Origin of the sequence: Pantoea trifolii, assembly GCF_024506435.1 — a bacterium.
Taxonomy (GTDB): Bacteria; Pseudomonadota; Gammaproteobacteria; order Enterobacterales; family Enterobacteriaceae; genus Pantoea; species Pantoea trifolii.
Map to the genome: position 1 here is coordinate 69,176 of NZ_JANIET010000001.1, position 18,142 is coordinate 87,317.

15 protein-coding genes and 1 tRNA gene are annotated in these 18,142 nt (G+C 55.9%); 7 read left to right on the plus strand and 9 right to left on the minus strand.

Annotated features, from left to right (window positions below):
* The first annotated feature begins 5 nt into the window (after nucleotides 1-5).
* On the plus strand, nucleotides 6-1,136 hold the full coding sequence (locus NQH49_RS00335; RefSeq protein ID WP_256697928.1) for an ROK family protein: 1,131 nt from the start codon (nucleotides 6-8) through the stop codon (nucleotides 1,134-1,136).
* 52 nt (nucleotides 1,137-1,188) lie between these two features.
* Here the strand turns inward: NQH49_RS00335 and NQH49_RS00340 are convergent, their stop codons facing one another.
* A complete protein-coding gene (locus NQH49_RS00340; RefSeq protein WP_256697929.1) occupies nucleotides 1,189-2,652 on the minus strand; it encodes a sugar porter family MFS transporter in 1,464 nt (487 codons plus the stop codon).
* 401 nt (nucleotides 2,653-3,053) lie between these two features.
* On the opposite strand from NQH49_RS00340, the gene NQH49_RS00345 reads away from it, so the two are divergent.
* Nucleotides 3,054-4,046, plus strand: a complete 993-nt coding sequence (locus tag NQH49_RS00345; protein WP_256697930.1) for a LacI family DNA-binding transcriptional regulator — start codon at nucleotides 3,054-3,056, stop codon at nucleotides 4,044-4,046.
* A gap of 246 nt (nucleotides 4,047-4,292) precedes the next feature.
* A complete protein-coding gene (locus tag NQH49_RS00350; RefSeq protein WP_008105263.1) occupies nucleotides 4,293-4,691 on the plus strand; it encodes a helix-turn-helix domain-containing protein in 399 nt (132 codons plus the stop codon).
* Here the strand turns inward: NQH49_RS00350 and NQH49_RS00355 are convergent.
* Complete coding sequence (locus NQH49_RS00355) at nucleotides 4,648-5,496, minus strand: AraC family transcriptional regulator (RefSeq protein WP_256697931.1); 849 nt, start codon at nucleotides 5,494-5,496, stop codon at nucleotides 4,648-4,650. The genes NQH49_RS00350 and NQH49_RS00355 overlap by 44 nt on opposite strands.
* 271 nt (nucleotides 5,497-5,767) lie before the next feature.
* On the opposite strand from NQH49_RS00355, the gene NQH49_RS00360 reads away from it, so the two are divergent.
* Entirely contained in the window at nucleotides 5,768-6,427 is a 660-nt protein-coding gene (locus tag NQH49_RS00360) for a DUF1345 domain-containing protein (protein WP_256697933.1), read from the plus strand.
* A gap of 17 nt (nucleotides 6,428-6,444) precedes the next feature.
* Here the strand turns inward: NQH49_RS00360 and NQH49_RS00365 are convergent.
* The 5 genes from NQH49_RS00365 to xylF all read right to left on the minus strand — a co-directional run bounded on the left by NQH49_RS00365 (nucleotide 6,445) and on the right by xylF (nucleotide 11,588).
* Nucleotides 6,445-6,539, minus strand: a tRNA-Sec gene (locus NQH49_RS00365).
* Nucleotides 6,540-6,600: 61 nt separating this feature from the next.
* Nucleotides 6,601-7,779: a D-xylose utilization transcriptional activator XylR gene (gene xylR, locus NQH49_RS00370; protein ID WP_061719296.1), complete on the minus strand. Its 1,179-nt coding sequence runs from the start codon at nucleotides 7,777-7,779 to the stop codon at nucleotides 6,601-6,603.
* 93 nt (nucleotides 7,780-7,872) lie between these two features.
* A complete protein-coding gene (gene xylH, locus NQH49_RS00375) occupies nucleotides 7,873-9,054 on the minus strand; it encodes a xylose ABC transporter permease XylH (RefSeq protein WP_256697935.1) in 1,182 nt (393 codons plus the stop codon).
* Nucleotides 9,047-10,573, minus strand: coding sequence for a xylose ABC transporter ATP-binding protein (locus NQH49_RS00380; protein ID WP_256697936.1), 1,527 nt, complete (start codon nucleotides 10,571-10,573; stop codon nucleotides 9,047-9,049). Before NQH49_RS00380 ends, xylH begins: the two co-directional genes overlap by 8 nt.
* Before the next feature lie 22 nt (nucleotides 10,574-10,595).
* Complete coding sequence (gene xylF / locus NQH49_RS00385; RefSeq protein ID WP_008105256.1) at nucleotides 10,596-11,588, minus strand: D-xylose ABC transporter substrate-binding protein; 993 nt, start codon at nucleotides 11,586-11,588, stop codon at nucleotides 10,596-10,598.
* A 345-nt stretch (nucleotides 11,589-11,933) separates the two neighbouring features.
* On the opposite strand from xylF, the gene xylA reads away from it, so the two are divergent.
* The 3 genes from xylA to NQH49_RS00400 all read left to right on the plus strand — a co-directional run bounded on the left by xylA (nucleotide 11,934) and on the right by NQH49_RS00400 (nucleotide 15,863).
* Complete coding sequence (xylA, locus tag NQH49_RS00390) at nucleotides 11,934-13,256, plus strand: xylose isomerase (protein WP_256697938.1); 1,323 nt, start codon at nucleotides 11,934-11,936, stop codon at nucleotides 13,254-13,256.
* Nucleotides 13,257-13,273: 17 nt separating this feature from the next.
* Nucleotides 13,274-14,716, plus strand: a complete 1,443-nt coding sequence (gene xylB, locus NQH49_RS00395; RefSeq protein ID WP_256697939.1) for a xylulokinase — start codon at nucleotides 13,274-13,276, stop codon at nucleotides 14,714-14,716.
* Between the two features lie 214 nt (nucleotides 14,717-14,930).
* Nucleotides 14,931-15,863, plus strand: a complete 933-nt coding sequence (locus NQH49_RS00400; RefSeq protein ID WP_154194656.1) for a GlxA family transcriptional regulator — start codon at nucleotides 14,931-14,933, stop codon at nucleotides 15,861-15,863.
* Here NQH49_RS00400 and NQH49_RS00405 read toward each other — a convergent pair.
* Together NQH49_RS00405 and NQH49_RS00410 are read right to left on the minus strand one after the other, a co-directional pair.
* A complete protein-coding gene (locus NQH49_RS00405) occupies nucleotides 15,848-16,843 on the minus strand; it encodes an acyltransferase (RefSeq protein ID WP_256697940.1) in 996 nt (331 codons plus the stop codon). The genes NQH49_RS00400 and NQH49_RS00405 overlap by 16 nt on opposite strands.
* A gap of 162 nt (nucleotides 16,844-17,005) precedes the next feature.
* Nucleotides 17,006-18,121, minus strand: coding sequence for a mandelate racemase/muconate lactonizing enzyme family protein (locus tag NQH49_RS00410; RefSeq protein ID WP_256697941.1), 1,116 nt, complete (start codon nucleotides 18,119-18,121; stop codon nucleotides 17,006-17,008).
* Nucleotides 18,122-18,142: the final 21 nt, after the last annotated feature.

Below are 18,142 nucleotides of genomic sequence, written 5' to 3' on the forward strand. Positions count from 1 at the left end.
GTGCTATGAAAGCAGCCGGTAAAGGTCCAGCACTACTTCGTCTGAACAACCTGAAGCGGGTGATGACGCAACTGCGCACCACCCGCATCACCTCCCGCCAGGATCTGGCATTAGCGCTCGAGCTGAGCAAAAACACCGTTTCACTGATTGTCGATGATTTGCTGGAAGCCGGGCTGATCAATGAGCTCGGTCCGGTTAGCGTGGCTTCAGCCGGCCGCCCTAAAATCGAAATCTCGCTGCGCGCGGAAAAGCTGAAAAGCGCCGGCATCATGGTGGAGCGCCAGGCGATTCACTGGCGCGTGTGCGACTACTACTCGCAGGTGATTGCCGAGCAAACCTGGCGCACGGAAACCAGCGATCCCGAGCAATTACTGCATGAGCTGGTGGAAGTGTGTCAGACCTTGCACGCGGCGCATCCCGAGCTGCTCGGCGTGGCGATTGGCTTCCCCGGCATCATCGATCCCCATCGTGGCTGGGTGCATTTTTCCGCCCATCTTGGCTGGCAGAATGTGGATGTGATGACCATCCTCAGCCACGAGATGCCGCTGCCGCTGCGCATCATGAATAACGTCAAAGCCGCCGCGCTGCTCTCGGTGCAGCAACTCGAACTGAATAAGTCGCAAAGCCATTTCTATCTGCGTATCTCAGAAGGCTTGGGCGGCGCGCTGGTTGAACTGGGTGAAGTGTTTACCGGCAGCAGCTGGACGGCGGGCGAGATCGGCCATCTTACGGTGCAACCCAACGGCGAACGTTGTAGCTGCGGACGCTTAGGTTGTCTGGAAACGCTGGTGAGCAAACCGGCCATTCAGCAGCAGTTGGCAAAACGCAAACCGGGCCTGCGTTGGCAGAATGGTGATAGCGAGCCGGAAATCCTTAAAGAGGTGATGACGCAGGCGGGCACCCATTTGGGCAACGCGTTGAGTCAGGTGATGCAGCTGGTGAATCCGGCCAGCATCATTATTGATGGGCCGTGGAATGCGCAGCCGGCGTTCGTGCAGGCGGTGCAACAGGCGGCGCAGGCCGGTACGCTGGCCTTTACCTTTGCCCACACCGCGCTGCATTTCCTGCCGCTGCGTATCGATCCGGCCAACGGCTTAGCGCTGGCGGTGATTGAGCAGTATGAGCGCCTGAATTAAACAGGCGCCATCAATGATCCCGTAGGGTCGCCATTGATGGCGACCAAATGCTTTAATGCCTCGGAATATCAAACGACTCACTCGCTTTCGTAGTGGACGTCGTCTTCGGCAGATCTGCTTCAACGTTAAATTTACGCAGTACCAGCGCATGAATCTTCTCAAGCGACACGCCGGCGGTTTCTGGCAGATAGCGGAAGGTGAAGAAGTACATCCCCAGCGAGAAAATCGCGAACAGCAACAGTGGGAAGCCACCGTGGAATATATCCAGCAGCATCGGGCTGCTGTTCATGATCGGGAAGGTGCTGCTGATAACAAAGTTGGCCATCGACATCGCGCAGATGGAAATCCCCACGCAAATCGAACGAATCTCAGTTGGGAACACTTCGCCCAGCACCGTCCAGACGATCTGGCCCCACGTCATACCGAAGAAAATCATGTATGCGAACAGGCCAATCACCGCCAGCATGCCCGGCAGGTGGTAATAGAAGGCGATGAAGGAGTAGGTCAGGCACACGCAGGAGGTGATGGCCCCCAGCAGCAGCAGCTTACGACGACCAACTTTATCGATTAGCATCATCCCCGCCAGCACGCCAATGAACTGACAAATCGACAGCCAGAAGGTTTGCAGCAGCGCTGAGTCCGTGCTGCCCGCGACGTTTTTCAGCAAGGTTGGCCCAAAGTACTGAATCACGTTAATGCCGCTGATCTGGTTACCCACCGCCAAACCGATACCGACGATCAGCAGTGGAATGGTGGTTTTATCCAGACGCAGACGCGATTTGTGCTGATGCGCGGTTTTATCAGAAAACGAATGTTTGATTTCATTGAACACGCTCTCGGCATGCTCGCGGTTTGAGATTTTGGTCAGCGTATCCAGCGCTTCATCGTACTTGCCTTTCAGCACGTTCCAGCGCGGCGATTCCGGGATAAAGGCGATGAACAGGATAAACAGCGCGCACGGCACCAGCGCCGTGGCGAGGATGTAGCGCCAGCCCATATTGATCATCACGTCAGGCAAGGTGGATTTGGTGATGAAGTAGTTAGTCAGCAACACCACCGATTGTCCGCCGACGCAGCACACCGCATACAGCGCGGTAGTACGGCCACGAAACCTGGAAGGCGACAACTCCGCCAGATAGATAGGCGAAATCACCGACGCCAGGCCAATTGCCAATCCGCCAATCATGCGGAAGATGACGAACACGGTGAAGTTATGCGCCAGCGCCGTCCCGATCACCGAAACGGTAAACAGCAGGGCGGTGATGGCGAGGGATTTTTTGCGTCCCAGTTTGTCGCTGAGGCGCGGTGCCATAAAGCAGCCGATCAAACTGCCGAGCAGGATATTGGAAACGGCCCAGCCGGTTTCAGCGGGCGATAACTGGAAATATTCACTTAAGGGTTCGATTGCACCGGAGATAATTGAAGAGTCATATCCCATCAGCAGACCGCCGAATGCCGCGACAGTACAGCAGAGAATGACATACTTCATGTTGTAGCGTTTTTGCCTGGTATCCATTGTTATAGCCCCTTGTCTCTACGGCCTGAACGTTGCTTGTTCAGAAAGAGGGTGGTGTAGGTTTAGATGTTCAACTTTTATTCACGCGAGGTCTTCGTGTTGGAATATATGTTCTAAATGATGGTTTTTGGATCATTTTTTCCGAAAAGTGTGAAGAGGGTTGCGAAAATTGCTGAATAAGTCGTCAGGGGCATGTTTATAGCCTAATGAAATGATAGGTTTTTCATCAGTTCACTTTGTAAGGACATTGCAAAGTTTGCTTTTTATTGGAATTTTCATTCTGTTATGCAAGCTGATTTGCCGACTTTATTTCACCCGACTGAGCGCACGGGCGCGTTTCATTTTTTAACAGGCAACGGGCATAATACGTTGATTCTCAGCCCCTCTTTGCGGACGCCGTAATGAAAACGCAGCGCATCACTCTGGACGATATTGCTACCCTGGCGGGCGTCACCAAAATGACGGTAAGTCGCTATCTGCGCACGCCGGAAAAGGTCAAAACGGAAACGGCGGAGAAGATCGCCAGCGTGATTGCCGAAATTGGCTACGTGGCGGATACCGATAATGTCGCGGCGACCAAACAGAACCCACCGCGCATCGGCGTGTTGATTCCTTCCTTTAATAATCAAATCTTTGCCGACCTGCTGGCGGGCATTGAATCGGTGACCAGCGCGCACGGCTATCAAACGCTGGTGGTCAATTACGACTACAACGCGCAACGTGAAGAGGAGCAAATCGCCACGGTTTTAGCCTTTAACATCAAAGGGCTGATCCTGACCGAATCGGTACACACCGTACGCGCGGAAAAATACCTTAACGCCGCCAACATTCCGGTGGCGGAAGTGATGGGATTGACCGAAGCGCGTGGACGCATCAATGTTGGCTTCGACAACTATCACGCCGGCTACGATATGACGGCGATGCTGCTGGCCAGCGGCAAACAGCGTGTTATCTACTTTGGTTCGATGTCCGATCGTCGTGATGAACAACGTTACGCCGGTTATCGCGATGCGGTTGAAGCGGCCGGTTTGCCCGCAGGGCGGATTGTGCCAAATAAGGTCTCATCGGTATCGATTGGCACCGGCATGATGACGCTGGCGCGCCAGCTTTATCCGGAGATGGATGCGATTCTCTGCACCAATGATGATCTGGCGGTCGGCGTACTGCAGGAGTGTCAGGCGGCGCGCATTGCCGTGCCGCAAGCGATGGCGATTGCCGGTTTTCACGGACTGGAAATCGGCCAGGCAACCACGCCACGCTTAGCCAGCGTCATCACGCCGCGCTTTGAGATGGGAAAAGTGGCGACGGAGATCATCCTGAAAAAGATCAACCAGCAGCCCACCATCGAGCAGGTCGACCTGCATTATCGCCTCTCAATGGGTGCGACGATTTAATTCACTGCCCGTATCGCAGATGAAGCAGCGGAAAAGGATTTTCCTGTCCATTTAGCGGCGAGCGGCCGGTGACGACAAATCCCTCTCGTTTTGACAACCCTCGAACTGGATGTGGCGCAGCCATAAATTGGCGAGTTATCGTTATTTATTGGCTTTTGACCATCACATAGCCAGCGAGCGGCTTTCTATAATGCTTGCCACTTGCCGGATTTCCATCCGGTTTTCATTTCGACATCAGGAGGAAAGATGGATATGCACGCCGCCTTCATGCAGCAACTGATGCTCTGGATTGAGGACAATATTGAGCAGAAACTCATTCTGGAAACCGTGGCGCGCCGCGCCGGGTATTCGCAGTGGCATCTGCAGCGACTGTTTCGCAGTTATACCGGCGTGGCGCTCGGTACTTACATTCGCGAGCGCAAGTTAACGGCTTCGGTGATCGCGCTGTTGAACAGCAATACGCCGCTGATGGATATCGCCATCAAATATGGCTTCGACTCGCAGCAAACTTACTGCCGCACTTTCCGCCGCATGTTCGACCTGCCGCCCGGTGCGTTCCGGCGTAAATATCAGCACACTTTGCCGGACATTGATGGACCTGCTAGCTTGCTGTTTTTGCATCCGCAGAGTCGGCTGGCGGCGTAAAGTATTTGCCTGGCGTTGAACCAAACGCGCTGCGAAAAGCGCTGATATAGCTGCTAACGCTGTCGAATCCGACCTGCCACGCTACTTGCTGCACACTTTTGCCCGCCGCCAAACCTTCCAGTGATTTAAGTAAACGTGAAACCTGGCGATAGCGCGTTAAACTCATGCCCACCGCGCTGGCCCAATGTCGGCTCAAACTGCGCGGGCTGAGTCCCGCCCAGCGCGCCAGTTCTGGCCCGGTGCGGGTATCGGAGGGATCGTCCATCAACAGGCGTGCAATCTGCAGCAAGCGCGGTTCCGTCGGCAGCGGTAACGTCAGCGGATGTTCGGTCGATTCATATAACTCATCCAGAAACACCTCGCTCAGGCGATTGTAGCGCGCGCTGCCCCAGTGATCGGGCGACAAGGTTGCCAGCCTTTCTGCCAGCGGCTCCAGCACCGACGGGCAGGAGAGCAGGACCGGATGATCTGGCAACGGCGCGGCCAGCGCGTCGTCAACCAATACCGTCCAGCCAAGCACCGGGCCCGGCCCGATGATCGCATGTTCAAAGTAGGGCGGAATCCAGCCCACCAGTCGCGGCGGATTGGCGAAAATACCGGACGGCGTTTTCACCGTCATCAATCCCTGTTTCAAACAGAAGAGCTGCCCGGCGGCGTGGCGATGGGTGAAGGTTTCACGGTCCAGCTGTTTCGCTAACGCAGCGGCAATCACTTTCGGCGCATCCGGCTCCAGCAGGCGCTGACGCAGCTCAGCCTGACGCGGATTGCCCGAGAAAGTCAGAGTATCAGTTGGATGGATTAACATGCCAGGCTCCACAATGCGATGAAGGAGCAAAGTGGCGGAGATTGGTGGGGAAGTAAAGCGTGGTCGCGTATAAGTTGGGGGAGGGCCTGCTTAATAACTTCGTTTCCATTGAACTTGTAACTAAGACTTACAGGTTGCGTTCTGTTCACACTCACCTTTATTTTGCATTGTGAGAGTGTCAGTTGATGGATTGAGGTGAAATCCTGAGAGGTTACTGATCAAAAGGTCTACAGTTATCCTATCCACCTTCCTTCACTAAGCCTCTGACACCATGAGCCTTTCCTTGATGCATTACTTTCGCGCACGCCTGCGTTTGCTGGTTTCGATTGTGGCTGGCGTGGCCTGTTATTTTTTCCTGCCAGCACATCTGAGCATGTTGCAGCGTCTGCTGATTGGCTGGAACGTGCTGGCATGGCTCTATCTCGCTTTTCTATGGCTGCGCATGTTGGGTACCGAGGCCAAAGACATTCCGCATATTGCGAAAATCGAAGATGAAAGCGCGACGTTGGTACTGAGTATGGTGACGCTTACCTGCCTGGTTAGTATTCTGGCGATCCTGATGGAGCTCACCACGCTGAAAAGTCTGACAGGAACGCCGCGCGTGCTGCATCTGCTGCTGACGGCGGCAACCTTGGTAGTCTCATGGGCGCTGCTTCCTACTTCATTCGCCATGCATTACGCGCATCATCACTATCTGCGCCGCAGCAAAAATGTCACGCCGATGATCTTTCCTGAAAAGCCCGAGCAGCCGGGATACTGGGATTTTCTCTACTTCTCTTTCACCATCGCGGTAGCTTCGCAAACAGCTGATGTGGCAACGGGCACCACGGATATGCGGCAAATCGCTCTGTTACAGTCGGTGATTTCGTTTGTATTCAATCTGGCGATTTTGGGATTGTCGGTGAATGTGGGGGCGGGGTTATTGAGTTAACGGGTATGAACGGGAAGTGGCGGAAGATCACAGGAGTCGAACCTGCCCAGGACCGCTGGCGGCCCCAACCGGATTTGAAATCCGGCCGCCTCACCGGAGACGACGATCTTCCTTTGAAGATGCCGCAGGAGTATAGCGACAATCGCGGCGGAATTCTTGATCTTAGCCGTGCGTCACAGCACGTTTTCACCGTGAAGCTGCCGATACTCCTTCGGCGTGTTGGCATAACTCTTCTTAAACACCGAATAGAAATATTGCAGTGACGGGTAGCCACACATTTGTGAGATCTCATTGATGCTCAATGAAGAACACGCCAGCAGCTCACGCGCTTTCTCCAGTTTTTCGCGGTGAATCATGGCGTGAATGGTGTCGCCGGTTTCATCGCGAAAGCGTTTTTCCAGATTCGATCGTGAGATGCCGATGGCATCCAATACCTGTTCCACCTTAATGCCTTTGCAGGCGTTAAAGCGGATGTAGTGCATCGCCTGAATCACCGCCGGGTCGTGCAAGGAGCGGAAGTCGGTGGAGCGCCGCGCAATCACTTTTACCGGTGGCACCAGAATGCGTTGCAGTTGCAGAGGCTGATTATCCAGCAGGCGATGCAGCAGTTTTGCCGCCTGATAACCCATCTGGCGCGAACCCTGTGCCACGGACGAGAGCGCCACGCGCGACAGATAACGCGTCAGTTCCTCGTTATCGATACCGATCACCGTGAGCTTTTCCGGCACCGGGATTTTGAGGTATTCGCAGGCCTGCAGCAGATGGCGAGCACGGGCATCGGTAACGGCGATGATGCCAGTTTGCTGCGGCAGCGTTTGCAGCCAGTCAGCCAGGCGGTTTTGAGCGTGCTGCCAGTTTTCCGGCGCTGTTTCCATGCCCTGATAGACCACGCCTTGATAACGCTCGCGTGCCACCAGTTGGCGAAACGCATGCTCACGCTCTTGCGCCCAGCGTTTGCCGCTGGCTGCGGGCAAACCATAGAAAGCAAAGCGGTTCACGCCTTTCTCTTTCAAATGCAAAAAGGCGCTCTCGACCAGCGCGGCGTTGTCGGTGGCGATGTAATGCACGGGCGGATAGTCCTGCGGCTGATGGTAGGATCCACCGACACCGACAATTGGCACCGACACGTTGGCCAGCAGTTTTTCAATTGAGGGATCGTCGTAATCGGCGATAACTCCATCGCCCAGCCATTCCCGGATGTTGTCGATGCGACAGCGAAAATCCTCTTCAATGAAAATGTCCCAATCCGTTTGAGATGCCTGTAAATACTCACCTACGCCCTCAACCACCTGGCGGTCATAAACCTTATTGGCGTTGAACAGCAACGTAATGCGAAAGCGTTTCTCATGCATCGTGGCGCACTCTCCTAAATCGACAGCACCTTGCATAGCATGGCACGACGAACAGCAGAAAGAATTTGCGCCACATTGTGATCCCCCACGCGATTACACCCGACGGCGCGTCGCGGTATCCATCCACACTGCCAGCAGCAGGATGGCGCCCTTGACGATGTACTGCCAGAAAGTCGGGACATCCATCATGCTCATGCCGTTATCCAGCGAAGCCATGATAAATGCGCCGATCACCGCGCCCGCCACCGAGCCAACGCCGCCCGCCAGGCTGGTACCGCCAATCACACAGGCGGCGATGGCATCCAGTTCGGCGATGTTGCCTGCCGAAGGCGAACCCGCGCCAAGGCGTGAGCTGAGAATCAAGCCGGCTATCGCCACCATCACGCCATTGATGGCGAAGACCGCCAGTTTGGTGCGGGCCACATTAATGCCGGAAAGGCGTGCGGCATCCAGGTTGCCACCGATGGCATAGATCCGGCGACCAAAAGCCGTGCGCGTCGCCATAAACATGCCGCCGAGTAGCAGCAGCGCCAGCAGCAACACCGGCGTTGGCACGCCGCGATAATCGTTGAGCAGCCAGATCGCGCCTAACACCAGAACAGCGGTGATGACCTGTCGCACCAGCGCACCGCTGACGGAGGTTTGCGTCAGACCAAGCTGTTGGCGGCGCAAGCGCAAACGCCATTGCCAGAGGATAAACAGCGCCAGACCGGCAAAGCCGAAGCCAAAACCGATCCCGCCAGGCAGATAGCTTTGCCCAATCTGCGACATTGCTGGGCTAGTAGGCGCTACGGTTGTGCCGTCGGTGATGCCGACCAGAATGCCGCGAAACGCCAGCATTCCCGCCAGCGTGACAATAAACGACGGAACTTTGCGATAGGCCACCCACCAGCCGTTCCAGGTGCCGAGCAGCAGGCCCATCACCAAAGTTACGACGATGGTGAGCGGCAGCGGCCAACCGAGCCAGACGTCAAAGATGGCCGCAGCACCGCCGAGCAATCCCATCATCGAACCGACTGAGAGATCGATCTCCGCTGAGATAATGACGAACACCATGCCGACCGCCAGAATGCCGGTGATCGCGGTCTGGCGCAGCAGGTTGGAAACATTACGCGCGCTGAGCCACGCACCGTCGGTGGTCCAGGTGAAGAACAGGGCGATCAGCACAATCGCACCCAGCATCACCAGCACCTGCAGATTCGGCAGCGAGACTTTACCTGGCGCACCTTTACCCGGCGTGGTGAGGCCGCGTTGCGTACTTTCGGTCTTAAACATAGTGTTCACTCCGCAGGGCGGCTTCCATCACCTGCTCCTGAGTCAGGTTATCGTTAATCAGATCGGCTTTGATTTTGCCTTCATGCATCACCAAAACCCGATCGCTCAGGCCCAGTACTTCGGGCAGCTCAGACGAAATGACAATCACGGCAATCCCTTGCTGCACTAACGAGTTAATCAGCAGATAAATTTCCTGGCGCGCGCCCACATCAATGCCGCGCGTCGGCTCATCAAGAATTAGGATTTTTGGATTGAGCAGCAGGCATTTAGCGAGGATGGCTTTCTGTTGATTCCCGCCGCTCAGGCGACCAATCGGCAGGTCTGCCGACGAGGTTTTTACCCGCAGGCGTGCAATGGCCTGGTTGATTGCCTGCTGTTCCTGAGCTTCATCCAGCAGCGAAAGTCGGGGACTAAATTGGTCCAGCGCGGCCAGCGTGATGTTTTTGCCCACGCCCATCAGCGGCACGATGCCATCCTTTTTACGATCTTCCGGCACCATTGCGATGCCGTGAGCGATGGCGGCGCGGCAGTCATTGATACGGACTTTCTTACCGTTGATGTGAATAGCGCCCTGCCAGCGTCCCGGCCAAACGCCAAACAGACACTGCACGGTTTCGGTTCGCCCGGCACCGACCAGCCCGGCAATGCCAAGGATTTCGCCGCGCTTCAGGCTGAAAGAGACGTTATCCACCCGGCGAATATGGCGATTGATGGGATGCCACGCCGTGAGGTTCTCCACCTGCAGCAGGGTTTCGCCAATCTCGTGTGGGCTATGCGGATAGAGCGCCGTCAGTTCGCGCCCGACCATCATAGTGATGATGTCATCCTCACTCAGCCCGGCGGCCGCGCGGGTCGCGATATGCTGGCCGTCGCGGATCACGCATATGGTGTCCGAAATCGCCTTTACCTCATTGAGTTTGTGCGAGATGTAGATGCAGGCGATGCCGTGTTCGCGCAGGTTTTTGATGATGCTCAGCAGCACCTCGGTTTCCTGTTCGGTGAGCGAAGAGGTCGGCTCGTCGAGGATTAGCAGGCGCACCTGTTTATTCAGGGCGCGTGCAATCTCCACCAGCTGTTGCTGGCCTAAACCCAGCTCGCCGACGCGCGTATCCGGCGAGACATGCAGCTTGACCCGCTCCAGCAGCTGCTGGCAGCGCAGCGTCATGGTTTCGTCATCCACCATGCCGAAACGCCCCAGCTCAGCGCCGAGGAAAATGTTCTCCATCACCGTTAGCTGCCGCACCAGCGCCAGCTCTTGATGGATGATCACGATCCCTTTGCGTTCGGTATCGCGAATGGTCTGCGCCTGAATCTCGTCGCCCGCAAAATGGATAGTGCCTTCGAAGTCACCGTGCGGATAAAGGCCGCACAGGATCTTCATCAGCGTCGATTTTCCCGAGCCGTTTTCGCCGCACAGCGACATCACTTCACCCGCTTCCAGCTGCAGGCTCACGTCATCCAGTGCTTTCACCGCGCCGAAACGTTTGGTGATATGGTTCATTTCCAGCAACATCGACATATCTCCTTCGCGGGCTCGCGCCTCAGAGTTCGCTCTGCTTGTGGAAGCCGTCTTTAACTACCGTGCTTTCAATGTTGTCTTTGTTGACCGGAATAGGATTCAGCAGGCGCGATGGCACATCTTTCAGGCCATTGTTGAGCTTGCTGTTGCTGGCGGGTTGTTTGTCGTCACCGAGTTCCACCGCGATTTTGGCCGCTTCAGTCGCCAGTTCAGTGATAGGTTTGTAAACCGTCATGGTTTGCGTGCCGTTCATAATGCGTTTGATGGCGGCGAGATCGGCATCCTGACCGGAGATCGCGACTTTGCCGGAAAGTCCCTGCGCGCTTAATGCCTGAATGGCACCGCCTGCGGTGGCATCATTCGACGCTACAACGGCATCAATGTGGTTGCTGTTCGCGGTTAAGGCGTTTTCCATTATTTTCAGCGCATTTTCCGGCAGCCAGGCATCAACCCACTGATCGCCGACCACTTTAATGCTGCCATTATCAATATAAGGTTTTAACACTTTCATCTGACCGGCACGGAACAGGCGCGCATTATTATCCACCGGCGATCCGCCCATCAGGAAGTAATTACCTTTAGGCACTTGCTTTACAATACTTTCGGCCTGTAATTCGCCCACTTTTTCATTGTCGAATGAGATATAAAAATCAATATCGGCGTTATTTATCATGCGGTCATACGCCAGCACTTTAATGCCTTCACGTTTCGCTTCCGCCACAACGTTACTTAAAACCTGGCCGTTATAAGGAATGATGACCAATACATCGACGCCGCGATTGATCATATTTTCAATTTGCGACATCTGCGTTTCTTCGTTGCCGTTGGCCGATTGCACAAACACTTTGGCGCCCAGTGATTCGGCTTGTTTAACAAAGATATCGCGATCTTTTTGCCAGCGTTCCAGACGTAAATCATCAATAGCCATACCGATTTTTACTTCTTTAGCGCTACCCGCGTGACTAAACAGGGCCAGAGCCGCGCAGGCGGCCAACAGTGATTGTTTCATGTTCATGGTATTAATCCTGTAGGTTGAGGCTGTTGTCGTTGTAAGGCTTATAACCAGGCCGATGAATTGTTGCCCTGAGTTTCAGATGACATCAATTACTGATTTTTATCCGGCTATTACGTTTTTTGGTTTATTTACGATTTTATGAGCGCGATCGATATTTCAACGCTTTCAGAAAAAACGAAGTCGAGAAGACGGAATGAAAATAACGACATTATTTTGCGAGCTGGCGCACAAATAATAATTATCTTACGTTGAGTGTTAAATATCGTAATTGAGCAGCAGTAAATTACATCATCACAATAACCGCTCAAAGCTGACCATTCGGGTCCTCATGCTAAGGAGCTAACTATGCACGCCTATTTCGACCAGCTTGATCGCGTTCGTTATGAAGGGAGTAATACCCGCAATCCTCTGGCGTTTCGTCATTACAACCCGGACGAAGTGATTCTCGGTAAAACCATGGCGGAGCATCTGCGCTTTGCGGCCTGTTACTGGCATACCTTCTGCTGGAACGGCGCGGATATGTTTGGCGTTGGGGCGTTTGATCGTCCGTGGCAGAAGCCGGGAGATGCGCTTGAGTTGGCGAAACAAAAGGCCGATGTTGCCTTTGAGTTCTTTCATAAACTGAATGTGCCTTATTACTGCTTCCACGATGTGGATGTCTCGCCGGAAGGCGATTCGTTGAAAAGCTATCGCGAAAACTTCGCCGTGATGACGGATAAGTTGCTGGAAAAGCAGCAGGAAACCGGCGTGAAACTGCTGTGGGGAACCGCCAACTGCTTTACCCATCCGCGTTACGGTGCGGGTGCGGCAACCAATCCGGATCCAGAAATTTTTGCCTGGGCCGCCAGTCAGGTGTGCAGCGCCATGCAGGCCACGCAAACCCTCGGCGGCGAGAACTATGTGCTGTGGGGCGGGCGCGAAGGGTACGAAACCTTACTGAATACCGACCTGCGCCAGGAGCGCGAGCAGATTGGCCGGTTTATGCAGATGGTGGTAGAGCACAAACATAAGATCGGCTTCCATGGCATGTTGCTGATTGAGCCCAAGCCGCAGGAGCCGACAAAACATCAGTATGACTATGATGTGGCAACGGTTTATGGCTTCCTGAAGCAGTTCGGGTTAGAGAAAGAGATCAAAGTAAATGTGGAGGCTAACCACGCAACGCTGGCGGGCCACTCATTCCATCATGAAATCGCAACGGCCATCGCGCTGGGCATTTTTGGCTCGGTGGATGCTAACCGTGGCGACATGCAGTGTGGCTGGGATACCGACCAGTTCCCGGTCAGCGTGGAAGAGAATGCGCTGGTGCTGTACGAAATTATCAAAGCGGGCGGATTCACCACCGGCGGCTTAAACTTTGATGCCAAAGTTCGCCGCCAGAGCACCGACAAATATGACCTGTTCTACGGCCATATCGGCGCAATGGATACCATGGCGCTGGCGTTAAAAGTCGCAGCCCGCATGGTGGCGGACGGCGAGCTGGATAAGCGTGTGGCACAACGCTACAGCGGCTGGAACGGTGAGTTCGGGCAGCAGATTCTGAAGGGTGAATTTTCCCTCGCCACGCTGGCGGAACAGGCGCAGCAACAGCAATTCAATCCACAGCATCGTAGTGGACGCCAGGAACAGCTGGAGAATCTGGTGAATCACTACTTGTTTGATTTTTAATTTTTCAGGAGCGCAGCATGGTTATCGGCATCGATTTAGGCACCTCCGGCGTGAAAGTGGCATTGCTGGATGCGCACGGCAAAGTGATGGCAGTGGAGAGTGCGCCGCTGGAGGTGTCGCGGCCGCAGCCATTATGGAGCGAGCAAGATGCCGAAAGCTGGTGGCAGGCAACCGATCGTGCCATGCAGGCGCTGGCGCAGCAGCACGATCTCAGCGGCGTGAAGGCGATTGGCCTGAGCGGGCAGATGCACGGTGCCACCTTGCTGGATAGCGAGAATCGGGTGCTGCGTCCGGCGATTTTGTGGAATGACGGGCGCAGCGGCGAGCAGTGTCAGGAACTGGAAAAGCGCGTGCCGGATTCGCGTCGCATCACCGGCAATCTGATGATGCCCGGCTTCACCGCGCCAAAGCTGCTGTGGGTGAAACAGCATGAGCCGCAGGTGTTTGCTCAGGTGGCGAAAGTGCTGCTGCCAAAAGATTATCTGCGCTTCCGCATGAGCGGCGACTTCGCCAGCGATATGTCGGACGCGGCGGGAACGATGTGGCTGGATGTGGCGCAGCGCGACTGGAGCGATGAGATGCTCAGCGCCTGCGAGTTGCAGCGCAGCCAGATGCCGCAACTGTTTGAAGGTAATCAGATCACCGGCACGTTATTGCCAGATGTCGCCGCGCGCTGGGGCATGCAAAGGGTGCCGCTGGTGGCGGGCGGCGGCGATAACGCGGCGGGCGCGGTGGGTGTCGGCATGGTCGAGCCGGGACAAGGCATGCTGTCGCTCGGCACGTCGGGCGTCTATTTCCTGGTAAGCGACGGTTATCTTAGTAATCCTCAGCGCGCGGTGCACAGCTTCTGCCACGCGCTGCCGCAGCGCTGGCATTTGATGTCGGTGATTTTGAGCGCGGCTTCCTGTCTCGATTGGGCGGCGGCGTTAACCGGTTGTGAGGACGTGCCGCAACTTCTGAGTGAGGCGGAGAAAGCGCGCAGCGATGTGCCGCCGGTATGGTTCCTGCCTTATCTCTCTGGCGAACGCACGCCGCACAATAATCCGCAGGCGCAGGGCGCGTTCTTTGGTTTAACGCATCAGCATGGCCGCCCAGAACTGGCGCGCGCGGTGCTGCAAGGCGTGGGCTTCGCGCTGGCCGAAGGCATGGATGCGGTGCATGAGTGCGGCGTGCAGCCGAAAACCGTGATGCTAATTGGCGGCGGCGCGCGCAGTGCGTATTGGCGTCAGATGCTGGCGGATATCAGCGGGCAAACGCTGGATTATTGTCACGGCGGCGAAGTCGGCCCGGCGCTGGGTGCAGCGCGACTGGCGCAGCTGGCGATTGATCCGGCGAGCGAATGGCCGTCGCTTGAACTGGCGCAGCGGCATCAACCCGATGCGGCGCGGCATCAGGCGTATCAGCCGCAGCGCGAAGTGTTTGCGCGCTTGTATCAACAGTTGCAGCCGTTGATGTCTTGATATGGGAGGGTGATGGCTGGATTTGGCAGGGTGTTGGGGTTTTTATCGGGTATGATTGGGGTTTTGTGTTAAATGTAGTGGCCTGATTTGCCCTCACCCCAACCCTCTCCCGTAAACGGGAGAGGGAGTCGTTAGCTCGATCGGTTCCCTCTCCCGCTTGCGGGAGAGGGCTAGGGTGAGGGAAAAAACACACCAAACCCAACCGGAGCTCACCATGCCGCAGTCCGTCTTCTTCCTCGTGCTTCCCGGCGTGATGGCGCTGGATCTCACTGGTCCCGCAGAAACCCTGCAGCTGGCCGACGGCCACTTTGCGCTGCATTACATTGGCCCGCAGCCGAGCGTGCTGTGCTCCACCGGCATGACCATCGCTGACATCGCGCCGTTGCCTGCGCAACTGCCGGAAAACAGCCTGCTGGTGGTGCCTGGCGTATACAATTCGCGCGTCTGTTTCGATACCGAACCGGCAGCCATAGCGCGTGACTGGCTGCGCCAGCAGCAAGCGGCGATTACCGATCAGCGCATCACGCTGGTATGCATCTGTTCTGGCGCATTGCTCTCGGCACAGGCAGGATTGCTGGATGGCATTCAGTGCACCACGCATCACGATGTATTACCGCGCCTGAAAGCGGCAGCACCGGCGGCATTAGTGAAAGATAATCGGGTTTTCGTCGAAGATGGCGGCATCTGGACCAGCGCGGGCATTACTGCGGGTATCGATCTGGCGCTGCACTTAATCAATAGATTGTGCGGTGCGCCGCAGGCATTGAAAGTGGCGCGCGAAATGGTGGTGTGGTTCCGCCGTTCTGGCGACGATCCGCAGCTGTCGCCTTGGCTGCGCTATCGCAATCATATGCATCCGGCGATTCATCGCGCGCAGGATGTGATGATTGCCCATCCCGAACACGATTGGTCGCTTACCGCTTTGGCCGAGCGGGCGCACGTCAGCGAACGTCACCTTACGCGGCTGTTTCGCCAGCATCTTGGCATCAGCGTGCGCGAGTACCACGAACAGCTGCGCTTAGTGATTGCGCGACAACGTCAGCAGCAGGGCGAAGCGGCGGAGAAAGCGGCGCTGGCCGCCGGATTCTCCTCGGCCCGCCAGCTACGCCGCGCGCACCAGCGCTGGGACGATCAGCTCACCAGATGACGCTTATCCACGCGCTGTAAGCCCATCGCCAGCAGCAGGCTGCCGATCAGCGTCACGCCCATCACCCACGGCAAATCGAGCCACGGACGCGACATATCGTCGTAGTGATTGGTGCGCAGAAAGTGGATAAACAGCGCGTGAAAGCCGTAGATCGGCAGTGAATAGCGCGAGATAGTGGCTAATACCGGCAGCGCGCGCTGATTCAGGGTATTTTTGAACAAAATCAACAAGCTGATGGCGGCAATAAATACCAGCGGCCCGCAGTAGAGATACCAGGTATCGTTGAACGTGCCGTTGATTTTCAGCATCTGTTTGGTGCCGAGCGCAATGCCAACCACGCAGGCAACAAAGCCCAATCCCGCCAGCCAGCTGATGCTGCGCTTGTCGGTCTCCATGCAGCCAATCGCGCGTCCGAGCAGCGCATACAGCAGGTAATAGATGCTGTCGCCGCTGACATACAGATTCACCGGCAGCCAGTGGAACGGCCCTAGCGATTGGCTCACGGTATTCGGATTCGCCAGCACCGCCAGCACGATCACCAGCATGGCGACATAGCGCGGCGCCACGCTTTTCACCTGAATCAGCGGGGATAACAGATAGATGCCGATAATGGCGAAGAAGAACCACAGGTGATAGAACACCGGTTTTTGCAGCAGCTTAAGCAGCGATCGCCCTTCATTGATCGGCGTTAGCCAGGTGATATAGACCAGTGCTACCGCGCTGTAGAACAGCAGGCACAGCACGATGCGCAGCAGATGCCGCCCTTGCGCGCTGCGTTCGCCGAAAAACAGATAGCCTGAGATCATAAAGAACAGCGGCACACAGACGCGTGACGCCGAATTAAGCAGGTTCGCCACATCCCAGCTCATGCCTGTCACCGCCATCGGTCCGGTGATATACCAGGTTGTGGTGTGAATGACGATCACCATCAGGCAGGCAACCGCGCGTAAGTTGTCGATCCAGTAAATTTTTTGCTGCATGGCGTCCTCTTGCATTCGCTGCGAAGAAGGGTAGCCAGTGAGCTGCGCGGCAACAACCTTTTGCGGTGTAATTCAGATCACTCTGTTACCAGGTCGCCATAAATGGCGCCCCTACAAAAACAATTCCGATCCGTCGTAGGGTCGCCATTCATGGCGACCTTGCTAATCACGCACCAAAAACTTCTCGATCACCGCTTCGTCGGGTTCAACGCCGAGGCCTGGCTCGCCTGGCAGCCACGCGTAACCGTCGGCGATGCGCACCGGATTCTTCGCCAGTGAGCGGCTGATCTCGCCCGGCTCGACGCAATACTCCATCACCAGCGCATTCTCAATCGCGCAGAGGAAATGCAATGATGCGGCGGTATTAACGTCGGTAGTGAAGTTGTGGTTGCACACTTTGCGTCCGCGGCTGTGCGCGTAGCTGGCGATCTCCATCGCCTGGGTGAAGCCGGTGCGCGTCAGGTCGATCTGCACGATGTCGATGCCGCCTTCATCTATCAGGCGCTGGAAACCCGTTACCGAACACTCTTGCTCACCGGCGGCGATATTTTGCTGGCACGTCGCCGAAACCTGGCCGTAACCGGCGTAGTTATCCGGATGCAGCGGCTCTTCAATCCAGAACAGATTGAGATGTTCATAGCGCTGGCTGCGGCGGATGGTGGTTTTGGCATCCCACACGTGGCCGACATCCAGCATCAAATCCACGTTATCGCCCATCGCTTTGCGCAGCGCCTCGAGATAGCGCAGATCCTGCGCTTCGTCAGTACCAAACGGTTCCCAGCCAAACTTCACACCGCTATGGCCGGTATCAATCGCGTGTTGGGCGCGCGCGACCGTCTCTTCGACGCTGAACTGGAACATGTTGGAGGAATAAACGCGCATCTTGTCGCGCATCGCGCCGCCCAGCAGTTCAACAATCGGCTTGCCGAGCGCTTTGCCTTTGATATCCCATAACGCGATATCGATGCCCGCCATCGCCTGCAACACCGCGCCGCTGCGGCCGTAGTAGATGGTGGCTTTGTGCATCTTCTTCCACAAACGACCGGTTTCCAGCGGGTTTTCGCCAATCAACAGCGATTTCAGGCCGGTGACCATGGTGTGCGAATAGGGTGCTTCGATGATGGCTTTGGTGACATACGGACTACCATCCACTTCGCCCCAGCCGGTGATGCCGGCATCGGTGGTGATTTTGATCAGCAGCGCATCCTGAGAGCTGTCGGTGCGCTGCTCAATCACTGGCAGGCGCAGGTAAAACGCCTCAACGTTAATGATTTTCATGGTGTTTTCCCTGGTGTAAAG

What these genes read in the sequence shown, in the direction of transcription:
- NQH49_RS00335 (WP_256697928.1), top strand. Translation starts at nt 6, where the DNA reads ATGAAAGCAGCCGGTAAAGGTCCAGCACTACTTCGTCTGAACAACCTG.
- NQH49_RS00340 (WP_256697929.1), bottom strand. Translation starts at nt 2,652, where the DNA reads ATGGATACCAGGCAAAAACGCTACAACATGAAGTATGTCATTCTCTGC.
- NQH49_RS00345 (WP_256697930.1), top strand. Translation starts at nt 3,054, where the DNA reads ATGAAAACGCAGCGCATCACTCTGGACGATATTGCTACCCTGGCGGGC.
- NQH49_RS00350 (WP_008105263.1), top strand. Translation starts at nt 4,293, where the DNA reads ATGGATATGCACGCCGCCTTCATGCAGCAACTGATGCTCTGGATTGAG.
- NQH49_RS00355 (WP_256697931.1), bottom strand. Translation starts at nt 5,496, where the DNA reads ATGTTAATCCATCCAACTGATACTCTGACTTTCTCGGGCAATCCGCGT.
- NQH49_RS00360 (WP_256697933.1), top strand. Translation starts at nt 5,768, where the DNA reads ATGAGCCTTTCCTTGATGCATTACTTTCGCGCACGCCTGCGTTTGCTG.
- xylR (WP_061719296.1), bottom strand. Translation starts at nt 7,779, where the DNA reads ATGCATGAGAAACGCTTTCGCATTACGTTGCTGTTCAACGCCAATAAG.
- xylH (WP_256697935.1), bottom strand. Translation starts at nt 9,054, where the DNA reads ATGTTTAAGACCGAAAGTACGCAACGCGGCCTCACCACGCCGGGTAAA.
- NQH49_RS00380 (WP_256697936.1), bottom strand. Translation starts at nt 10,573, where the DNA reads ATGTCGATGTTGCTGGAAATGAACCATATCACCAAACGTTTCGGCGCG.
- xylF (WP_008105256.1), bottom strand. Translation starts at nt 11,588, where the DNA reads ATGAACATGAAACAATCACTGTTGGCCGCCTGCGCGGCTCTGGCCCTG.
- xylA (WP_256697938.1), top strand. Translation starts at nt 11,934, where the DNA reads ATGCACGCCTATTTCGACCAGCTTGATCGCGTTCGTTATGAAGGGAGT.
- xylB (WP_256697939.1), top strand. Translation starts at nt 13,274, where the DNA reads ATGGTTATCGGCATCGATTTAGGCACCTCCGGCGTGAAAGTGGCATTG.
- NQH49_RS00400 (WP_154194656.1), top strand. Translation starts at nt 14,931, where the DNA reads ATGCCGCAGTCCGTCTTCTTCCTCGTGCTTCCCGGCGTGATGGCGCTG.
- NQH49_RS00405 (WP_256697940.1), bottom strand. Translation starts at nt 16,843, where the DNA reads ATGCAGCAAAAAATTTACTGGATCGACAACTTACGCGCGGTTGCCTGC.
- NQH49_RS00410 (WP_256697941.1), bottom strand. Translation starts at nt 18,121, where the DNA reads ATGAAAATCATTAACGTTGAGGCGTTTTACCTGCGCCTGCCAGTGATT.